2 protein-coding genes are annotated in these 22,397 nt (G+C 27.5%); both read right to left on the reverse strand.

What is annotated here, in order from left to right; translation table 4 throughout:
* Positions 1-257: 257 nt before the first annotated feature.
* A complete protein-coding gene (locus tag VBM86_RS00380; RefSeq protein ID WP_323189478.1) occupies positions 258-10,520 on the reverse strand; it encodes a lipoprotein 17-related variable surface protein in 10,263 nt (3,420 codons plus the stop codon).
* A gap of 453 nt (positions 10,521-10,973) precedes the next feature.
* Entirely contained in the window at positions 10,974-22,316 is an 11,343-nt protein-coding gene (locus tag VBM86_RS00385) for a lipoprotein 17-related variable surface protein (protein WP_323189479.1), read from the reverse strand.
* Positions 22,317-22,397 lie beyond the last annotated feature (81 nt).

Genomic DNA, 22,397 nt, shown 5'->3' on the forward strand with positions numbered 1-22,397 from the left:
CAATTCTAAATTAAATTTAATAATTACCGTTATATATACATTAAATATTTAAGTTTAATTATTAAAATTTTTAATTATTTTACATTATATATGTAAAAAAAAAAAAAAAACTAGGACAAGAAAAGTAGACAGAAAAATAAAAAACTGTCTACTTTTCTTGTCCTAGTTTAATTGCACAAAATGTACAAAAAAATCAGCACCAAGCAAATTTGGTACTGATTAATTGACTAATTTTCTTGTTAATTATTACTTAACAATTATTTTTTCTTACCAAATATAAAGATAGCCATTCCCAATAATCAAGTTGCTACTGAAGCAGCTACAAAGTATGGTCAGATTAAGATTGGTGAGTTGTCTTTTAATCCTTTAGTAATAGCTGTTGTAAGCACATTTAATCCCTCAATATCTCCAGCCTTAGAAACTAATTGTTTAATGTTTTTAAGGTCTGTTGAGTTAAGTTTTTTCTTAGCTTTTGTAGATGTTTCAAAGTAATTGTGTTTAATTACAGCGTTTGCTAAAGTATCGATATTTGCAAGGTCTGAAGCGTCAGCTAATTCTTCAAAGTTATTTCTTGATTTGTTTGTTGTGATTGAATCAACTAAATCAAGTAAGTTTTGAGCTTTAGCAATAGCAGCTTCTCCATTTGTATCTGAGAATGCTTTTGAATTAAATTCATTAATTGCTTTAACAACATTTTCTCTATGTTTGTTTGAAGCATCTGTTCCGTATGTACTTTGTAAGTATTGGTTCGTTAAATCGTTTAATTCATCTACTTTTTTATCGTAGATAGCTTTGTTTAAAGCTTTAGCGTCTTCGATAGCTTTTGCTAATGATTCACCATCTGTAGCGTTTTTAATAGCTTCAGAAGCTTTGAATTTTTCTGAATCTGATAAGTATGAAAGTTTATCAAGTTCTTTAAGAGCTTCTTCTTTAGCAGCATCTAAGTTTTCACTTCCATCAAGAGCAGCAGTTGCGTTGTTTAAATTATTTGTTAAATCAACGATGTTATCTACTGGCTTATTAAAGTTAGTAATATCTTTAATTGCTTCTACATCTGCTTTAGCTTCATCAAAGTTAGCTTTTGGTTGTTCTGAAGCTTTTGTGTAAGCAATTGTTTTTTGTGCTTTAGAAGCTTTATCTAGAGCTTCTTTAGCATTATTCATTAAAGTAGCATTGTTTACAATGTTATTTACATCTACAATAGCTTCTTTAGCATTAATATCAGATTTGGCAGTATCTTTTTGTGTTTTTGATAAGTAACTTAACTTATCAATAGCAGCAATAGCATCTGCTTTAGCTTTTGCTAAGTTTGAATCTCCGTTTAATGCTTTGTGAGCATCTTTAAGAGTTTGCACTTTATCTTGTAAGTTTTCTACAGCATTCTGAAAGTCTTCTTTGCTTTCTAATGAATTTAAATTATCCAATGCTGTAGTTAATGCATTTTGTTTGTCTGCATCAGCTTCTTTGAATTGAACTTTTTCTTTAACTGGGGCAATGTCTTTAATTGTTCCTAGAGCAGCATCAACTGCTGTTGTGTTTGTAACAATGTTATTTACATTGTCAATTGTGTTTTGTTCTTCAACTTTAGCTTTAGCAGCATCTTTTTGTGTTTCTGAGATGTTTTGTAATGCATTAATAGTTTTCTTAGCTTCTTTTTTATGCTTGTCTAATTCAGTTAAGAAACCACTTAAAGTAATAGTTTTAGATTGTTCTGATTCAATATCAGTTAAGTTTTCTTTAGTTGAAGCAATTTTATATTTAAAGGTAATTGAACCATCGGTATCATCAGCACTTAACTCAATAATTTTTAAATTAACTTGATTAATCGCTTCATTATCTAAGTTCATATCAAAATATGTACTTAAATTATTTAATACTTCATCTTTATTAGCTAATAATTCTGAAGGTAAAATTTCAGCTTGATTATCTAATTTATATTCAACATGAGATTGAATTGTATCATCTGCTAATAAATTATTAATTCTTTCTTTTTCAGTTAAAAATCCGTTAATAGTGAATTCTTTATCATCAACATGAATGTCATTTAAACCGTCTCTTGTTGAATAAATGCTATAAGTACCGCTTAAAGTACCATTTCTATCATCACGAGTTTTATTACTAATTGTAATATTTGTGGTTTTAACGTCATTTTTATTTAAATTACCGATAGTAATTTCAGTATCTGAAGCTTGTTTTTGATTTTTATCACTAACACTATTATTAAAATCAAAAACTAAACCTTCTAATCTTTGTAATTCAGTTTTGAAACCGCTTAATTTATTAGTATTAGCACTTCTTGTTTCATTAACAACAATTTCTGCACCTTCTAAACCTGGTTTAGTTGATTGCAAGGTATAACTTACTTTGATATATCCTTCACGATCATCACGTTCAGTAATAGTTAATGAATTTTCTTTAACTTTAATTTGATTTTGTTCTAAAGTTTCATTATTCTTTAATTTAACAATTACTTTTGAATCAATTACATCATTTTTATTATAAAGAGGTAAGTATTGATCACGATTTGTAAAATCAAGCACAATTTTCGGTAAGAAGTCTTCAATTCTTCTTTTCTCTTCTTCAGTATTTGTTAAGAAGCCAGCAAAATTAACAGGAGTTGATTCTTTAGAAATTACTTGTTGTTCTTTGAATGTTTCTTTTCAATTGCTTACTAATTTTTTCAAATCAGTTTGATCAGTATTTACTTGTCTATTTGAAATTAATTTGTATTTAACTCCAATTTGACCAGTATTATCATTTGCATCTGTTAGAAGTAAATCAGAGCTATGATCGCTTGTATTGTCGGCATTTTCTTTAATTGAAGCACTAAAATTATCTTTATTTAATGTTGAAGCTTTTTGAGTTTCTTTATTAACAGTGTTATTTAATGAAATATCATATGGATTAGCATCAATTAATTTATTTAATCTTTGTAATTCTGTTTCAAATCCACTAATAATAATTTCTTTAGTATTAGAAACCACAGAAGCAAAGTCTGGTTTAGTTGATCTAATTTGGAAACTTAAACGAATTTCACCAGTTAAATCATTGTAACCAACAATTTTTTGATTAACAAATTCATAATTATCTTTATTTAATGTATCTCAAGTTCAATTGGTGGTTGCATTTGTTAAACTTGAAGCTTGTTCATTTGCTTTATTTGGATAATCAATACGATAAAGAACACCATTTTCAGCTTTGTCACTAAAATCAATAGAATCTAATCTTTCTTTTTCTTTTTGCGCTAAAGTTTTAAAGCCACTTAAAGTACCTGATTTATTATATTGTTTGCTTGAAGTTACAGCATTCAAGTTTTGTGAATTAACTGTACCTCTATTAGAAATAATTTGTCAAGTATAACTAATTTCACCTGTGTTATCATTAGCTGATTTATCTACTACTTTTAAGTTATAACTTGTATCTTTATTAGTTGCTAATTTATTTAAAATTAAGTCTTTTAATAATTGTGATGCCGTTCGTTTATCATATTGGTCGTTTGCAATATTTTTAATTCCGGCTTCAATTGCTAAGTTTTGAATAATTTCATCAAGACGCATTTGCTCAGTTTTAAAACCTTTAATTTGTGCGTATTTATTAGCTGAAGTTACATCTTGATAAATTTCATCGCTTTTTTCAGAAACTAAATGGTATTGGATTCTAATAGAGCCTTCAATTTCGTGTCTTGTATCAATACTATCAATTACAACTCTAGCTTCTGGATTAGTTTCTTTAATAGTTGCAATTACTTTTTTAATATCTGCATCTGAAGGTAAGGTTGCAATTTTCTTGTCATAATCTAATGTAACAGTTAAATTATTTAAACGTTCTTTTTCTGCTTCACGATCAATTTTATCTTGTTCTGCCTTAGTTCTGAAACCAGATACACTAATAGAACCTAAAGCAGTATTATCTGAAACAGGTGTTACAAAAGGAACATTAGGATCAACTTCTCAATTAGAAATTAATTCAGCTTGAGTTTTGGTTGATCTAAGTTCGGCTTCAATATTAACAGTTCCTGCAGCATCATCTACACTTTCTTTAGAAACATTAATTAATTCAGCTTTATTTTCATTGCTTTGAGTATAGTAGAAATTACTTAAATCATCATTATCATCTACTGCTTTTGAAGGTATTGATAATGATTTTTGTGGATAATCAACATTAATATTTTGATTATACATCTCTTGACGTAAATTATTTAATCTACCTTTTTCAGTTAAATAATTATTAATAATAATTTCTTTTGGTTCTGAAACTACATCTTGACCGTTTTTGTTACTAATAACTTTAAATTGAACTTTTAAAGCCCCAATTACATCATTATAACCAATTACATTAGTGATGCTAATTCTTTCGTTAGCGTGATTATCTGGAGTTTTGAAAGTTAAGTTAATATCATTATGCTTAGAAGCATCATTGAAAGCAGAAGCTAATTTAGTTGCATCACCTAAACCAACAAATTCATCATTGGTGTAAGCATCAATTATTTCTTTTTCTCTATCAATTGGGCTTTGGAAACCACCGATAGTAATTTCTTTAGTTACACTTGAAGTAACGTCACTTAAATTATCTTTAGTAGAAGTTAAATTATAAGTAACAATTACTTGTTGATTATTGTTTGGATCTACTTTTACATCAGTAATTGCGATTTTAGCTTTCGAATTACTTAATAATGCTTGGTTTGGACTCAACATTTCTTTTTTTACTTCTGAAGCTAAAACTTTATTTTTAGCTTTTTGTCCAGCATAAGTAATTTCTTTAGTGATTGTCTTGTCATTGATTACTTTGTCTAATCTTTGACTTTCAGTTAAAGTATTAAAAGTAGCAGTTTTTACTTGAGTAGAAACAATATCATCTAAACTAGTTCTTTTTGATTTAATCTTGTATTCAACAGTAAATGCTCCGGTTTTATCATTAATAGAATTTGAAACAATTTTAACTTCATAAGCTTCATCTGTTTCGCTTGTAACAAAAACAATATCGCTTGGTTTTATTTCAGAAGCAGTTTTATTTAATTTAACATTTTCACTTAAAGTAGGTTGATAACTAATAGCATCAATTCTTTCTTGCTCAGTTTTATATTTATCCTTAGTTTCTGATTTAAAAGTATAAGTTTTAACTGCAGTTTCTGCTTTAGTTAAATTTTCTTTAGTTGATCTTAATTTATATGAAATAGTTAAACTACCACTTCGATCATCTTGATCAGTAATAGCTAATTCAACCACTTCAGCTTCGCTATTCTCAGGTAAAGTTACAGCTAAAGCACTATTAATGTTAGCAGCAGAAATTTCAGAAGGCATAAGTTGTGCATTTTTATTTGTATAAGTAACGTTTATATCATTTAAACGATCAACTTCTTTGTATTTTGTGGTTCGATATGCAGTAAGAAGTACATAATTTGATCACTTAGAAATAATAGGTTTCGGATTTTCTTCAACAGGTTCTCAATTTACTGAGATTAAATCGGTTCTGGCTGAAATTATTTTAAAACAAACATAAGCTTCTCCCTTTGTATCATTTGGATAGATATATAGTTCGGGACTAATTGTTACATTTTGATTAACTAAATTATCAGCAATTTTAGTTGTGAAATCATCTGAGTTTAATTCAGAAGGTAACTTGTTTGAATGTTCTTCGCCACGTTTTTTATCAACAATTTGGACCACTCAAGTATCTTTAATTAATTCATTAATTCTATCTAATTCAGTTTTAAAACCAGAAATAGTAACAAATTTTTCTTCTGATTTTACTTTCTCTAAGCCAGGTTTAGTTGATTGCAATTTAAAGCCAAGTTTAATTTGTCCAGTAACATCATTGTAGCCTACAATTCTTTTTTCAGCAAAAGTATATTGGCCATCAATTTCTGGACTTCAACTTCACTTACTGCTATCTAAATCTTCTATGGTAACTTTAGAAGCTAAAATTTTAGATTTATCACTTCTATCAATACTATAACCACTTAAGCCATCTAATCTAGTTTTTTCACCATTTTTAAATCCGGTGATTGTTACGCTATTAGCATCAGATTTTGGCACTGTATAAGTGATATTATCTAAATTATTATCTTGTCTTCAGAATAAATCTTCTTTAGATTTAGTTGAAGTTAAAGTGAAGTTTAAAGTACTTCTACCAAAATCAGATTCTGGATTAATGTTTGTGATATCGAAAGTTAATTCTTCATTTGTTGCATTTGAATATGAATAATTAGCTTTATTTTTAGCAGTTTCTGAATTAGCTAATTCATTGGCAGCTGTAAAATTAAGACTAATTTTACTTTTATCTTCATTAATACTATTAGCAATAGTATTTAATCTTTGTTTTTCAGTTTGATAATTATCTTGAGTATCTGCTTTAAAAACGTAAGTTTGCACTTTAGTTTTAACATCAGTTAACTTGGCTTTAGTTGAAACTATTTCATAAGTAATTTCAAGTTTACCATCAACATCATTAGCAGCAACTACTTGTATATTTTGAATAACGGCATCTGGTTGATTATCATTGATTTCCACAGTAAAAGGACTTTGATCATTAGCATAATTTTTAGCCACATTAGTAGCAAATAATTCTGGATTATTATTAGTGTGATTGATAGCTAAGTTATATAAACGATTACTTTCATCAAGTTTAGATTTAAGATTGCTTAATTCTTCTTTTAAAGCTTTAAAGTTAGCAAAAGCTTTAGTATAAAGTCCACTGTAATTATTTGGATCTTCTTGTTCAACTTGATTGAATTTATCTTTATTTTGATTACCATCTGCTAAATTTGAATTAAATGCAGTAGTTAATTTTGTAGTTAAACTATCGGCATCTTTTTTGAGTGATTCAATAGCATTTTTATAACCGACATTAGTATCTACCACATAATTAGTTTGTCATTGGTTAATTTTATTTAATTCTTTACCAATTGCTAGGTCTAAGGCTTGAACTTTTTTAAATTGATTTTCTTTATCATTTTCATTAGTAATTGTAGTATCAATTTCTTTTAACAATTGTTGTTTTAATTCAACTGTCATATGTTTTAATTCATTTTGTCTTGGTAAATATGAACTAGAACCATCTAATTTAGATTTGGCATCTTCAAGATTTCTTAATAAAGTTTCAATTTCTGTACTATTAGTAATTGTTTTAGTAGCAGAATCATCAATTACTGCCTCGGTTTGCTTAATATAGTTTTTATAATTTTCTTTTTCGGTTTGAGTTTTTTCATAAACATAAAGTTCATCAGTAATTTCACCATTATTATTTGGTTTAAGTGAATCAGGCAATTTATCATAGTAATCTTTTAATGCTTTCATTTGTGTATTTAAATTAGTTGCATTTGTTTTAAATGTTTCATAATTTTTAGGATTTACATAATTACTATCATTACTATCTGCAATATTTATTTGATCAATTAAAGCTTGTTTTTGCTTAGCAGTTAAATTAGTTAATGAACGAATATGATCAATTAATGCTGCTTTATCATAAATTAGTTTTAAATTTGCATCATTACCAAATTGAGTAAATTTCTTACTAATTGGATTAAGTTCTGCTTCATTGATTAATCTTGAAAATTCTGTCTTATCAGTTTCAGTTAAATTAGTTAATTTATTTAATTTAGCAATTGAATTAGTTTTAGCTTTAGCAAAAATTTTATTAATTTGTTCTGCTAATTTACTATTATTTGTGCTTCAAACAGCGTCTTTAACTGCTCCATTATTACTTTCATAGTTATTTTGTAATCTTTCTAATAAAGGAGCAAATTCTTGTCTTTCAGTTTCATTACTTTCAACAAAAACAAATGATTCAACAGCTTTTTTAGCTTGATTTTTGTTACCATCTAAAGCATTTAAACTTTCAGTTAATAAATTAAGTCCATTATTCAATTTAGTTTTGAAGTTGTTAAACTTAACATGATCAGTTAAAAAGCCTTTACTTGGATCATTTAAAAAGATTTTTTGGTATTCTGCATTGTCAAAAGCGTCAATAAATTTATTGTATTTTTCACCATCTTCATGAGAACTTAGAGTATTTTCAGAAACAGTTTCTTTTCAAGTTCCATCATCATTTTTTAAATTATTGTTAATTCAAGTTACATAATCATTTAAATATTTACGCTTCAAAATTGCATCAGCAACTTCTGCTTGGAATTGCTTCAATGTTTCTAAATTGGTATTTGAATTGGTTTCAATTAAGTTATCAATACCACCATTAGTTGCAGTTAATTTAAACTGATTATTGATAATATCAATTGCTTTTTCTTTAAATAATTTAACTAAATTATCTTTTTCAGATTGGGTCAATCTTTGGTATGCTTCAGGATGATTTTGACTAAACTCACTAGTTGCAAGATCATTAATCTTACCACTAATTGTATTGTCATTAGCAACTTTGTATCCATCCAATTTTGCTACTTCTTGATCATAGGTTTGGTGATTTCTACCTAAAATGTCATTTAATTTATAACCTCATTCAGTAGCGGCTTTTTGCCCTTGTGGGAGAGGTTGATCGTTTTTTAAGGCATTTTTTCCACTAGATAAAAATTCATGAAGTTTTACAACCATTTCTTTTAAATTTTGAGTAGAAGAATAAGCAAAATTTAATTGAGAAATTAATTTGTTTTCATCGCTAGATAATCCTTTATTTGTGTCAGAATAATAAATTTCATCAACTTCTGAAGCAGATTGAATTGTAGGAATCATAAATCTCAATAATTTAATAAAAGTGTATACATACTTTTTATCATCAGGTGTACTTGTGTTGTTATGATCTTTAAATCAAACATCACTTTCGCTACTATTTTCACCCTTATCTTTAAATTCATTATTAATAAATTTTTGAACTAATTCACTAACTCAACCTGATAAATTAGGGAAATCTGTTTGTAACATTTGTTCAATTCTTAATCTATCAGTAATAAGAGGAGTATAGGTTAAATCATTAAAAACATAAAAACCTTGAGAATCTTTTGTTGTAGAAGCAAGTTTTGCTTCTGCAATATTTCATTGATTTTGGAAATTAGTGTCTTTAATTTTTGCTTTAATTTTGAAAGTGCTTGGATCAATATTATTAAGCGGTGAATTTAAAGTGTATTCACTATAATATTCTCTTGCATTATTTATGTTATTGTATTTTGTTCTATCTAAATCAAGTAATTTAATTTCTGTACCATTTTGATTAGTGTAATAAAGACCTACTTCGTACAATTTATTATCAATTTCATCATCTTCTCTTCTTTTAATTGATTTAGGTAAATATATGTTAGTATCAGATGAATTAACTGTTTCTTTAATTCTAAATTTGTATTCAGATGATTTAGTTTTTTCACTTCTTATGATAAATCCAGATTCACCTTCAAAACCAGAGTTAAATCCAACATCAAAAAGAGTGTAAGCTCCACCTAAAAAGGTTGGAACAGAAATGTTGCCATTTCATTTAAAATTAGGATTATCAACTGTTTCAAATTCAACAACTACAACGTTGTTTGATCATCCTCTATTTCTAGCATTTGGTGCGTCAATGAAAAAACTAAACATATATCCAGCATTTTTTTCTAATAAATTTCAAAAACCAATACCTTCATTATTTAATAAATCTTCATCATACAAGCCATCATTAATTAATTGTCTTGCTACTTCACCATTTTCAAATTTATTAATTTTTTTAATAGATTTATGATAGAAACCAGGTGTTCCCTTTCCAAGGGTAGTAACTTGGTCATTAATTAATCTATTAGCAATATTTGAGCGGCTATCACGAGTTAAACCATTTTTTTCAGCAGTTGCTTGTTCTTCTGCTGTTCAAGGGTAGGCAGAATTAGTTCACAATCCTCTTAATCTAATTTCGCTATTATTGTTATATCCAGCTGCTCCAGCGGTAGAAGTATTTTCTGGATTTACTCAGTTAACAATATTTTGTCACTTATCTTCAAAATAAGGATTTTGAGAATAAAGCGGATTAATAAAAGTGTAATCACTTTTATTGGTTGGTAATTTAGTTCATGAAACCGGAATTTCCTTTGTTGAAACATTTGCATAATCAATAACATTAATATCAGCTGGATAAAATGAAAATTTAACGAATGAATTATCCGCTAAAATCATGTCTTGAGAAAAATAGAAACCACCTAAATATCTGTTTTCTCTAAAATTAGCTGGTTGATCTTTATGAAAAATTAATTTTCATTTTCTACGTCTACCATTTAATGATTTATCATCAACCCAATTAGCTCTTTTAGTAAATCTATCAAAATAATTTGTATTTAAGAAATTAGGATTTCTATTATCAGTTACTGATGGATCACCAATAGTTACTAAATTTTGAGTTCCTTTATATCCATAGAATTGATACCCGTTTCCATTGTCATATGAACCATATTGACTATATCTTGTATTAGAATAAATGTCAGTATCTTCATAAAAGAAACTGTCATATTTAGTATCAGTAGTATCTTTACCCATATAGATAGGAACTGAAGAAATTAAAAGTATAGATGAAGAAAGAGCAGCGCTTAAAAGCGTAAATATATTTTTTTTCTTCATAAATTAAGTCTCCTGTTAATTGTTTTAATTAAATATAAATATATACACATTAAAATAAACATAAAAATAACTCAACTCATGTGAGTTATTATTAATGATTTCGAAATACATATGAAATCATTATATATATGTATATGTATATGGATGTATTATACATCTTACAGAAGAACTTATAGAAGAATTATAAAAAAACAAAACGTTTTGAAAATTGCATTAATTTTAAGTGCGACATTAATTCCTGTGGCATTTGTTGTTTCTTGTGAAAATTCTAAACAAAAAGAAATAAACTAGGACACTAAAAGTGGACAGAAGGGTTAATTAGACATAATAACACCTCAATGTTGTTGAGGTGTTTTCACATTATTTTTTGGTTTTTAAAAAATACAAAAAATCAGCACTATTTTTATCTAGCACTGATTGATTTTGATTGTTTATTAATTGTTAATTAACTTCTTATTTTTTCTTTCTACCAAATACAAAGATTAACATACCAATTAATCAAGTTGCTACTGAAGTAGCTACAAAGTATGGTCAGATTAAGATTGGTGATATTTCTTTTAATCTTTTATCAATAGTTGTTTGTTTAACTACATCTTCGTTGTTATGAGAGTTAAGATTATTTAAAATTTCATCTGAATCAGCAATTGCTTTATTAATTGCATCTTTTTGATATTTAGTTAATTTTTCAAATTTCTTAGATTTGGTTAAATCTACTAAATCATTTTTAGCTTTAGCCAATTCTTCAGCATCAACATATAATTGAGTAATTTGATTATGTTTATTATCAAATTCTGTGCTTGTAGCATTATTATCTAAAATGTTATTGATTAATGTTGCTTTGGTTGTGTCATTAAGCACATCGCTCGCTTTTACTTGTTGAATTAATTTGTCTTTAGCTTTAACGTTATTTAAGTTATTTATAAAGCTTGAATCATTAGCTAAATTCAATGTTTCGCTAATTAATTTATCTCTGGTTTCATCAGAAATTTTGTTGTCTTTAGCTTCTTGATGTAATTGATCAATAAAGTCTAATCTAGCTTTTTCATTGTCTAATTTATTAGCAAATTCATCGCTTGTTTCATCTAATTCTCTAATATTTTGAGAAATTGAATCTTTTTGTTCTTCTGTCAAGTTTGGATTTTGTCTAATTTGATCAATTGCTTCTTGTTTTTTGTTAATGTTTTTAGCTATTTCATTGTAGTTTTGTTCAGTTGGATTGTTAGCTAAAACATCTTCAACTAATTTAGTTTTATCATTGTCACTTAAACTTTGATCATTATTAATTTTGCTTAATTTATTTAATTGATCTTTGATGTTGTCAAAGCTTACTAAAGCATTTTCGCTATTAGCGTTAATTGGGTCTAATTCAGTAATTAATTCATCTTTTTGAGCTTGTGGCAAGTCTGATTGGTTAATTTGTTCGTAAAGTTCGGCTTTTTTATCAACATTACTAATTTGATAATCAAGACTTGATTTAGTTTGATTATTATCTAAGTTAATAATTTCCTCAACTAGATTTGCTTTATTTTCTTTAGTTAACTCATCATTTGCTTTAATTTGTTCAATTGCTTTAACTTTAGCTGAAATATTATCTGCTTGTTTGTTAAAGTCATCAGAATCATTAGGAATATTATGAACTTGATCAATTAAAGCTTCCTTAGCATTTTCATCTAAATTAGGGTTTTGTTTAATTTGGTCAATTAAATTCAATTTAGATTCAATGTTGTTTAATTTATCAGTTAATTTACTGTCATCATGAGGCACATTAATTACTTCATTTACTAATTTGTTTTTGTCTTCATCGCTAATGTGTTCATTAGTTTGAATTTTTTCAATTAGTTTAGCTTTTTGATCAATGTTAGCAATTTGATCAACCAAATCAGGTTGTTTATTGTCTAAGTTAGCAACTTCATCAATTAATTGTGATTTTTGATCATCAGTTAAATTAGGATTGTTTCTGATTTCTTTAATTTTATTTTCTTTAAGTTCTTCATTAGCTAATTGATCAACAAATGTTTTATCTCTAGGGTCTAATTGGCTGATATTATCACTTAATTTTTCTTTATCTTCAGCGTTTAATTGAGAGTCATCAGTAGCGTTAATTCTTTCATAAGCTTTTTCTTTAGCTTTAATCTTGTCTAATGTATCACTATATGAATTTTTGTTAGCTTCATTGTTTAATTTATCATCAACATTAGCTTTTTCAATATCTTCGATTAAATCTGCTTTTTGTTCAGGTGTTAAATTAGCGTTGTTTTTAACATTATTAATTAAGTCTGTTTTATTAACAATTTTATCTAAATTGTCTTTGAAGTTTTGAACTTCATCAGCATTATCTGAATTAGAAGGGATAGCTAAGTCTTTAACTTGATCTATTAAAGCTTGTTTTTCAGCAGGAGTTAAGTTGTTATTTTCATTAACTTTTTCAATTGCCTTTTCTTTAGCATATTCAAAGTTTTTATCACCGTCAAGAGCATTTTTTGCATCAATTAATGCTTTTTCTAATTCTAATACTTTAGCAACGTCTTCATTTGAACCTTGTTTACTTATTAATTCGTCAACTTTGGTTTTAGCTTGATCATAGTTGGCTTTTGGTTCTTGAGAAGCTGCGACATATTTAGGATTATCTGGTTGAGTTAATTCATCATTAATTGCCTTAGCTGTTTCTTTTAATTGACCCATAGCATTGTTCAATGTTTGAGCTTTATCAACCACTTTGTCAACATTAGCTAACAATTTAGCTTTATCAACTTCTTCAATTAAAGCTATTTTTTGAGCGTCATTAAGATGTTCAAGACCATTAATTAAGTTTCTTGCTTCAGCTTTTTTGTTATTGATTTTTTCATCACCGTCAAGATTTTGAGCAGCAACATTTAATTTTTCAATTAATGAATCTATGTTGTCAATACTTAATTCAGCGCTTCCATTTTCTTTATCAGCTAAATTGCTTGCATTATTAAACGCTTTATCAAATTCACGCATTTTTACTTCAGTTGCATTTTTATAATCAACACTATTAGGTGTATCTTGATTGTCAGCGACTGCTTGTTTAAGCTCAGCCATTTTTTCATCTAATGCTGCTGCTTCTTCAGTTACAGCTCTAACATCTTCAGGAGTTGTAGCCTTATCAACTTTAGCAATTAAAGCTAATTTTTGAGCATCATTAATGTTTTCTAAAGCATTAATTTTAGCAATTTCTTTAGCTCTAACTGTTTTAATGTGTTCTTTACCATTTAAGTTATTAATTGCTTCATGAACCGCATTGATTTTTTCTTGAATCTTGTTATTGCTTAAGATATCTTTTGTGTCATCGCTTGGTTCGTTTAAGGCTGTTTTATAGTCTTTTAAAGCTTGAATAGCATCGTCATATGCTTCTCTTAAATCTTCTTCTGAACCTGTGTAATTAATATCGTTTTTAATCTTAGTTTCGTTGTTTAAGTATTGATCAAGTGTAGCCATTGTACCATTAACCAAGGCATTATTAGCATCGACAGAATTTACATCCACGACTGAATTTTGCTCATTAATTTTAGCAATTGCTTCATCTTTTTGTTGATCAGTTAAATTGTTATAAATTGGGTTTTCACCTTTAACTTTAGCAATAGCATTAGCCTTAGCTTGAGCGACTTTTTCTTCACCGTTTAATCCATTGATTGCATTATTTAGTTCAGTGATTTTAGTATCAATTTGCTCAACACTTAAATTAGTTCCATTATCACCTAAATCTTCAGCTCTAATTGCTACTTGATTATTGTATTTAACTTGACGATCTTCGTCAGCTTCAACATAATCAACACTTGTTTTGTCAACTTCAGCAATATCTTTGTAAGCTTTCATTTTGCCATCAATTTCTTTAGCTTTTTCAACAATATTATTAGCTTCACTTGCTTGGTTATTTTTGACTTCTTCAGTTAAGGATGATTTTTGAGCCGGATTTAAGTTAGTTAAATTATTAATTGTTTCAATAGCTTTGGCTTTAGTTGCTTCGTCAGATTTGGCTTGATCTAAAAGATTTTTAACATTAATAGCAAAATCATCATTTGTCTTATCTAATGTGGCAGCATCAATTTTAGTAATATATGTATCTTTTTCAGCTTTAGTTAAATTATCTAGTTTAGCTAATTCATCTTTGGCATTGATTTGTGCATATTTAAGAGCCTTGTCATAAACAGCTTGTGTTTCTTCTTGTGTTGGAACTTTTGATAATTTTTCAATTTCAGCTTTTAATAAGCCTTTTTGGTTTTCGTTTAGATTTGGGAAATGATTATCAATGTCATTTCTTAATACTTCTCTATTTCCATCAAGGGCTTCATCAGCAATTTTTAAGACTTCTTTACTTTGGTTTGCTTCATTAGCTAAACCATTTAATGAATCAACAGTTGCATTACTTAAATCTTTAGCTTTTAATTCTGCTAATTTAGCTTTAGCATTTTCCAAGGCTTGATCAACAGCTTCTTTTCTGCCTTGCGCATCATTGGTATAAATGCTTGTTGCAACTTTAGTTTCTGTAGAAGTAATTTGTTTTTCTAAGTCGCCAAGATCTAAGTTTAATTTTTGAGCTTTTTCTAAGATTTTTTGTGCAGCTTCTTCATCAGTAGCATTACTTAATAAGTCTTTAATTTTATCTTTTTGATCTTTTGATAAATTATCAAGTTTATCAACTGCTTGAGCTTTTTTGTTTTTGTTTTCATCACCATTGAGTGCATCATAAGCAGAAATTAATTCGCCTTTAGCATTGTCAATTTCTGTTTTTGAAACATTATCTTTAACAATTAAATCATTTAAAGCTTTTAATTTAGCATCATAAGTTTGTTTCAAAGCAGTATTTGCTAATCTATATTTGTCAGCAACTTTATTTGCTGATTTAGCTGTTTCATAGGTCAATTGGTCGTCTTTTGCTAATTTTTGAATTTCTTCTTTTACAACATTCTTAGCTTCTAAAATGGCAGTATTTAAAGCTGTAGCAGTTTCTTGAACTGTTAAAACTTGTGATGTCGGCAATGTTTTAACTTGATTTTCAAATACGGCTTTTTGATTTAGGGTTAAATCACTTAAACTATTTATCGCGTTAATAGCTGCTTGTTTATTTTGGTTTAATTTTTCAGCTTCTTGAATTATTGCTTTAACAGCAGCGTCATATTTGTGACCTTGAGTTTCATCAAGTTCGGCACTATTAACTTTTCTTAATAATTCAGTAATTTCTTCACTTGAAAGATTTGCATAATTATTATTAATTTTGTTTGACGCTTTGGTTTTGCTTAAACTTAATCCTTCTTGAAGGATGCTTGATTTTTCTTCTTGTGTTGGTTGTTTTTGTAAATTATCAACTTTGTTTTGTAAAGCTTTAATTTGACTAGCATCTAATAATTCTCAATTATTAAGATCTTCTTTGAATTTGTTTCTAAATCCATCTAAGGCATCAATTGCATCATTTAAAGTTGACGTTTGAGTGTTAATTTCAGCGGTTTTTTCAGCAATTTGATCTTTGTTTAAATTACTTAAATCTGCTGTTTCATAGCCTTTTAATGCCTTTTTAGCATCTTGAATTGCTTGGTCAAATTTAGCTTGTTTACCTGTTGTATCACCTGTATATTCAAGTTTATCTTTTTTACCTTCAGCTTCAGCTATTTTAGCTTTAAGATCACTAATAGCTTTATCTAAGTTTTTAGCCGCTTCAATAATTTTGTTTGCTTCTTCTTTATTAGCAGCACCATCAATTTTATCTTTGAGAGTTTGTTTTTGTTTAGGAGTTAAATTATCTAAATCATTAATTCTTTGACTTAATGCATTTTGGTTTTGAACACCATTTAAATCACCATAAGCAGTTTGTAAATTGCTTAATACTGTTTCAACAGCACTTAATTCTGAGTTAGCTCCATTAGTTTTATTAAGTAATTCTTGAGCTGCTGATAAAGCATTATCATAAGCTTGTTTTTTATCAGCATCTGCTAAAGTATAAACAATAGATGTTTTAGCATCATTGTTTTGATCATCTGCAACAGCTTGTTTAGTTAAAGCGGTTAATTCAGCTTTAACAGCATCACTTAATTCTTCCATTTTATCATTCAATGTGCTTGCTGTTGTGCTACGAGCTTGAATTGCTTCAGTTGAAGTTGCTAATTTTAAATCTGCTTTATAAGCATCTAATTGATTGTTATTTAAATAAGGGTAATTATTTGTTGCGTCAGCAATAGCTTTTTCAATTTCTGCTTTAAGTTGAACTTTAGCTACTTCATCAAGACTATTAGCGTTTGCTAATTCATCTAATAAAGCTTGTTTTTTTGCTTCAGGAACGTTGTTATTAATGTATTCAGTAACTTTTTCTTTTTCAGCTTGTAAAGTAGTTTTAAAGCCTGTTAAAGTAATTGTTCTTGTGTTAGTTGAAACAACAGCTGGGTTTTGTGGATCATTATTTGAATTCAATATTGCTTTGGTAGAAGCAATTTTGAATGTTATATCTAATGTACCATTATCATTGTTTGGTGATAATTCAATACTGTTTAAATAACCTTCAACATTTAAGTCTGCTGGGTTGTTAAACGCTTTAATAGCTTCTTTAGCAACTTCACTTGGTAATTGATTTCTATTAATTGCATTAGTATCACTTTCATTAATAGTAAATGAATTGTTTGAATCAGCTAAAATAGCATCCACTCTTTGTTGTTCAGTTAAAGTGCTTAAGGCATTGTCATTATTTAAAGTATAAGTTTTACTTGATTGAACACTTTCAAGATTTTCTTTAGTTGATTGGTATTTGTAACTTAAGTCTAATTTACCTGTTAATTCATTTGTATTTGAAATCACTAAATCAACTGGTTTAACGTCTGCAGGGATTGTAGAATCGTTAAATTCAACATCATCTTTAGTGATTTCACTAGCAGTTTTAGTATTTTGTGAATTATCTTTAACTTTTGCTGTTGCAGTTTGTAATGAATTTAATCTAGTTAATTCATCATTATAACGTTGTTGACCATTTAAATTATTAATTGCATTTTGAATTTCAGTATTCATTGAGTCAACATTAGTTTTATTCATCAATTCAGAATTATTTTCAGTATTTAAAGCAGTTAATAAATCTTCTGCTTTTTTAATTGCTCCACCTTTTTGACCATTATTTTTAGTAGGATTACCATCATAAACAGCTCTTAAATCATTTGTTGTGTAAATATAATTATTTTTTGTTACAACAGTATTTTGATTTGTAATGAAATCACGCAGTTTTTTCATTGATGAATTTAATGCATTATTAGTTGCATCTTGATTGTTAACATCTGCAATGGTATTTTTAGCTTTAATTAAAGCAATTGCTTTTTCTTTTTGTTTATCAGTTAATGATGAATAATCGGAATTAATTTTCGCTATTGCTTTATCTTTAGCTTCTTGTAATTTTTCATCACCATTTAAATTACTAATTGCTTCTTGAATTGTTTTAGTTCTATTTTTAACTTCTGTTAATGATAAATCAGAACCTTGAGTCTTATCAACATCAGTTTTTTGTTGATTTACAGCATTATCTAAAGCACTTTGATTATCTGCTTGAGTGTAATCTGTGCCTTGTTTAATTGTTTCAATATTATTAGTTGCATCGTTGTAAGCTTTCATTGCATCATTTAAATCACTTGCATCATCAACTTTTTGGTCTAATTGATCAATTGGAGCATTTTGGATCGCTTCTTTAATAGCATTTTTTTGTGCATCATTTAAATATTGATAATTATCAATTTCTTTTTTCTTTGCATCTTTTTGATTTTGTTCATATTGAGCCTGTGTTAAAAATCCAGTTCTAGTTTGTGAAGATGAAGCATTACTTTTAATATCTACATTTGAAGGAATTTCATCAGCAATAGTAACTAAATCATTTGCTTCCCTTGTAGTTTTTAATTTGTAAGTATATGAAATTGATCCATTAGTGTCATTATTTGTGCGATTAGATAAATCAGTTAATGCAACACTATTATCAGTACCAAAATTATCAATAAGTGAAATTGTATAGTCAGTATTCAAAGTTGAATCTGAAGCACGTTTGATTGGATTAGTTGTAATATTAAGAGTTGTTTTTTGAGTATCATTAGTATCTTGAGTAATTAGGCCATTTAATCTATCTGCTTCAGTTTGGAACCCATTAATTTCAGCGGTTTTTTCAGTTGAAATAGCAGTATTATCAATAGTTGATTGTAATTTATATGCAACTTTGATTTTACCTGTAATGTCATTGTAACCAAGATACTTAACACTATTTGCATAAATTTTTGTATTGGTTGGCAATTGTCAAACAATATCAACATTTGCATTATTTGCTTTTACCACAGTTGAGGCTTGAATATTAGGTTTTTGAGTTACCACTTTATATTCTGGAGTAGCGCTTAAAGTTTCAATTCTTGATTGTTCATCACTAAAACCAGTAATTTTATAAGTTTTATTTTCTGTATAGATGTTGTCTTTATCACTTGATTTAAGAATTTTATAAGCAACTACTAAAGTGCCAGCATTATCATCGGCTTGAATACCAATAATTTTAGTTTCTACCCCTTGCTTATTAGGATCAATACTATCAGTAGTAATTAAATTTTGATCTGCAGTTGAAGGTTTAATGCTTTTATCTGGATAATCAAAAGTAGCAGTATAGTCTTTAATTTTTTCACGTTCATTATTAATATTAGTTCATTTATCCACAATAGTTTTGATATTTTTATCTGAACCGATTAGAACTTTATCAGAATAGTCTTCATCAGCTACATAAGTATCTTTATACAATTGAGCTTGTCCAATTAATCGTTTAACATTATCTTTTTCATCTTGACTTAAATAAGTAAGACTATTAATTTGATTTTTTGCATTTGATATCGCAATATCAAACGCAAGTTTCATTTCGTCATTAATAATTGAATAATAATTTTTATTAATTGCTAAAGTTTTAGTCTGAGCATTATAAGTAAAAGGGCCTTTTGAGTCCAATTTTCCTTCTAGAGAATTAATGATATAGAATTTTTCACCAATAGTATTATTACCATTTAAGAAAGTAAAATTGTTGATTTCTTTTTTAAATTCTTCAACAGCTCCATTAAGTTTATCACCAGTTAATTTATCGATTCAATTTTTTTGTAAAGTATTTTTACCATCAGTGTAAAAATCACTTAAGGTTTGAGTTGTTTCAAAAATATTATCAATTGTTTTATTAGTAGTATTTTTTAAATTTGCATCAAAAGTATCAAAAGAACTTAAATCAATTTTATTTGTTGTTCTAGTAAATACACCATAATGATTAAAGTCGTTTTGTGCTTTTTGTTCTTCGATAATTTGATTTCTTAAATTATCTTTTTCTGTTACAAGAGAATTTAAATTTGCAATAGTGTCTAAAACATTCTTAATATTAGATTCGTAAGAACTTGATGTTGTTGAGTCAGTTGAGTCAAAAGTTTTGACTTCTTCTGCAGTTTTTAAAGTATCAATAACATTTTGAATAAGATTATTAGTTAACAAATTAGTTGCTTTTGTATTGTTATTTGGATAAGTTTGCGAATTGGCTTGAGTAATTTGATAATCATCTAATTTTGCATAAATAGAATCTAAATTGTTTTTACCAGAAGTTAAAATTGCATCAAGTCTATCAGTTAAAGTTGTTTTAATTGTTTGAAGAAGTCTATTTAAATAATCATAAGATTGAGCAGTATCATATTGAGTAGAAGTATTTCTATCTTGTGCTTTTGCATCATTATTATATTCAGTAGATTTAAGTTTAATAACGCTAGAATTAGTTTTGATAAAATCTTCTAAATTCTTTTTAACTTCGATATCAGCTAAAGCATAAAGCATTTTATTTGTAGCAATTGTATTTCAATTACTATCATAAATTTTAGTATCAACTGGAGATTCGCGAACCTCTTTATATTTTTCTTCTATTGATTTTTGTAAATCATCAATTGTATCAATTTTGGTTTTTCAACTATTTTTAGCATCTGTATCTGTAAATTCATTATCTATATTAAAAGATGTATCAGCTTCAACATATCTAGTTAAAGCATCTTTTTCACCTTTAGTTAATCATTTTTTAGATTGAATATATCTTTTAAGATATTCTAAATCTGTAAATGTGTATTCAATCGGTTCAAAATCAAGATATTCTCTTCCAAAAGTAGTTGATGCAGAAGCAGTTGAGGTTTTAGTAATCATTCTTCATTTTTTGGTATCTGTACCAGTAGCAAAAGAAGCATTTAGACGTAAGTTATCCAAGTTATTGTATTTTTTATAATCTTGATAAATATTTCTTGTTCTAATTACATTTTTGTTGTCATATGAAACGCCATTTTTATCTATATAGTATGCAAAAGCACTATTTCCGTTTTCAGAAATAGATAAATTAGCTTGTGGAATTCCATCAGTTGCTTTATTGTAAAATTCAAGATTGTCTTGAATTTTTTCTTCAGTGTTAAATTTCTTTAAATATGACTGTTTCCGATCAGCCATTTTAATAAATCCACCAATAACCTTGTGTTCATCTCTATTATTTAAATTTCTATATTCTGAAACTCCAAAATATGTTTTCTTTTCAGTGGTAGAACCAGCATTACCAGCATATAATTGATCAAAAGGTTCAGCTGAATTATTGAATGGTTTCATTTCTAATTCAACTACAGCCCCTGCAACAATTTCATTATGTGATGTACTTGTATTAACTCTAAAAACAAATAATCCCCCTTGGTTTTGAGTTATATTATTTTTAGTAATAACAGGAGTCTTATCCCTAATTATTGAGTGTTGAAATAAACCAAAAGCAACTTTATTATATTTATCAGTTGTGAAAGTAAATTTAGAATTTCTTACTGCTTGTGGAGTATAACCTCTAATTAAAACATCATAAAGTTCATTACTTCCTTGTTGTCTAGTGTTTTGTCATCAGTTTCTTTGATTTTTATTAGTATCTGACATATTATTTTTGTACTCATTAGGAATATGATCATAATATGGTAAATAAGCATAGTCACTAATGTAAGCCATTTTTGACTTACCGTTTACGCTTGTACTAACTGATTTCTCTGCGCTAGTTAATTGTTGCGTTTTACCTATTCATGGGCTTATTTCCATTTTGCCAATATTAGCTTTTGGATTATCATTGATATTTATGGTATATGTAGTTAATTTACCTTCAGTTTGATCAATATTAACATTGCTACTATCTTCTTTAACAAATAAGTGAATTTTGATATCACCAACTAATCTAATATCGTCAGAAAAGTAAATTCCAGCAGTAAAAAAGTCATTATTTGTATCAGCATTAGTTAAGTTAACACCAACTTTAACTTTTTTAGTATTAGTTAATGGATTATATCCATTTCCATTTCATCAAGAACCAGTGTTATCAGGTAATGATGATGAAGCACCATCTTTTTCTCAAGAATACATATTACCAATTTCATTTGCAAAACCCTCACCGTTTCAATTGGTTTGATTAATATTCGATGGTAAACCTGGGGTTGAAGCATCGAATAATCTATACCATGCATCACCAGTCGCGCTTCATTTAAGCTTATTATTCCCAGTTTGACTTAAATTAGTTACTCCATCTGCATTTAAAGAGTTGTATCACCTATGAACTGTGCCATTACTATAATTATCATAACCTGTTCAAATATCATCTGAAATATTAGAATTAACTTTATCAAACACATAATTATCATTATTAATCGCAATATTCACATCTTGTTTTGAATGATTTGCTGAAAGAGTCAAAGTAAGTCCTATTAATGGTGCTGATGCAGGCACAATTAAAAGACCTCTTTTTAATGCTTTATTTTTCATACATATCTCCTAATTCTATATATAACTATTCTATAATATATATATATATATATATATTCATTATATATTAATTGTGGAATT

Origin of the sequence: Mycoplasma sp. 21DD0573 (assembly GCF_034863425.1) — a bacterium.
Taxonomy (GTDB): domain Bacteria; phylum Bacillota_I; class Bacilli_A; order Mycoplasmatales; family Metamycoplasmataceae; genus Mycoplasmopsis.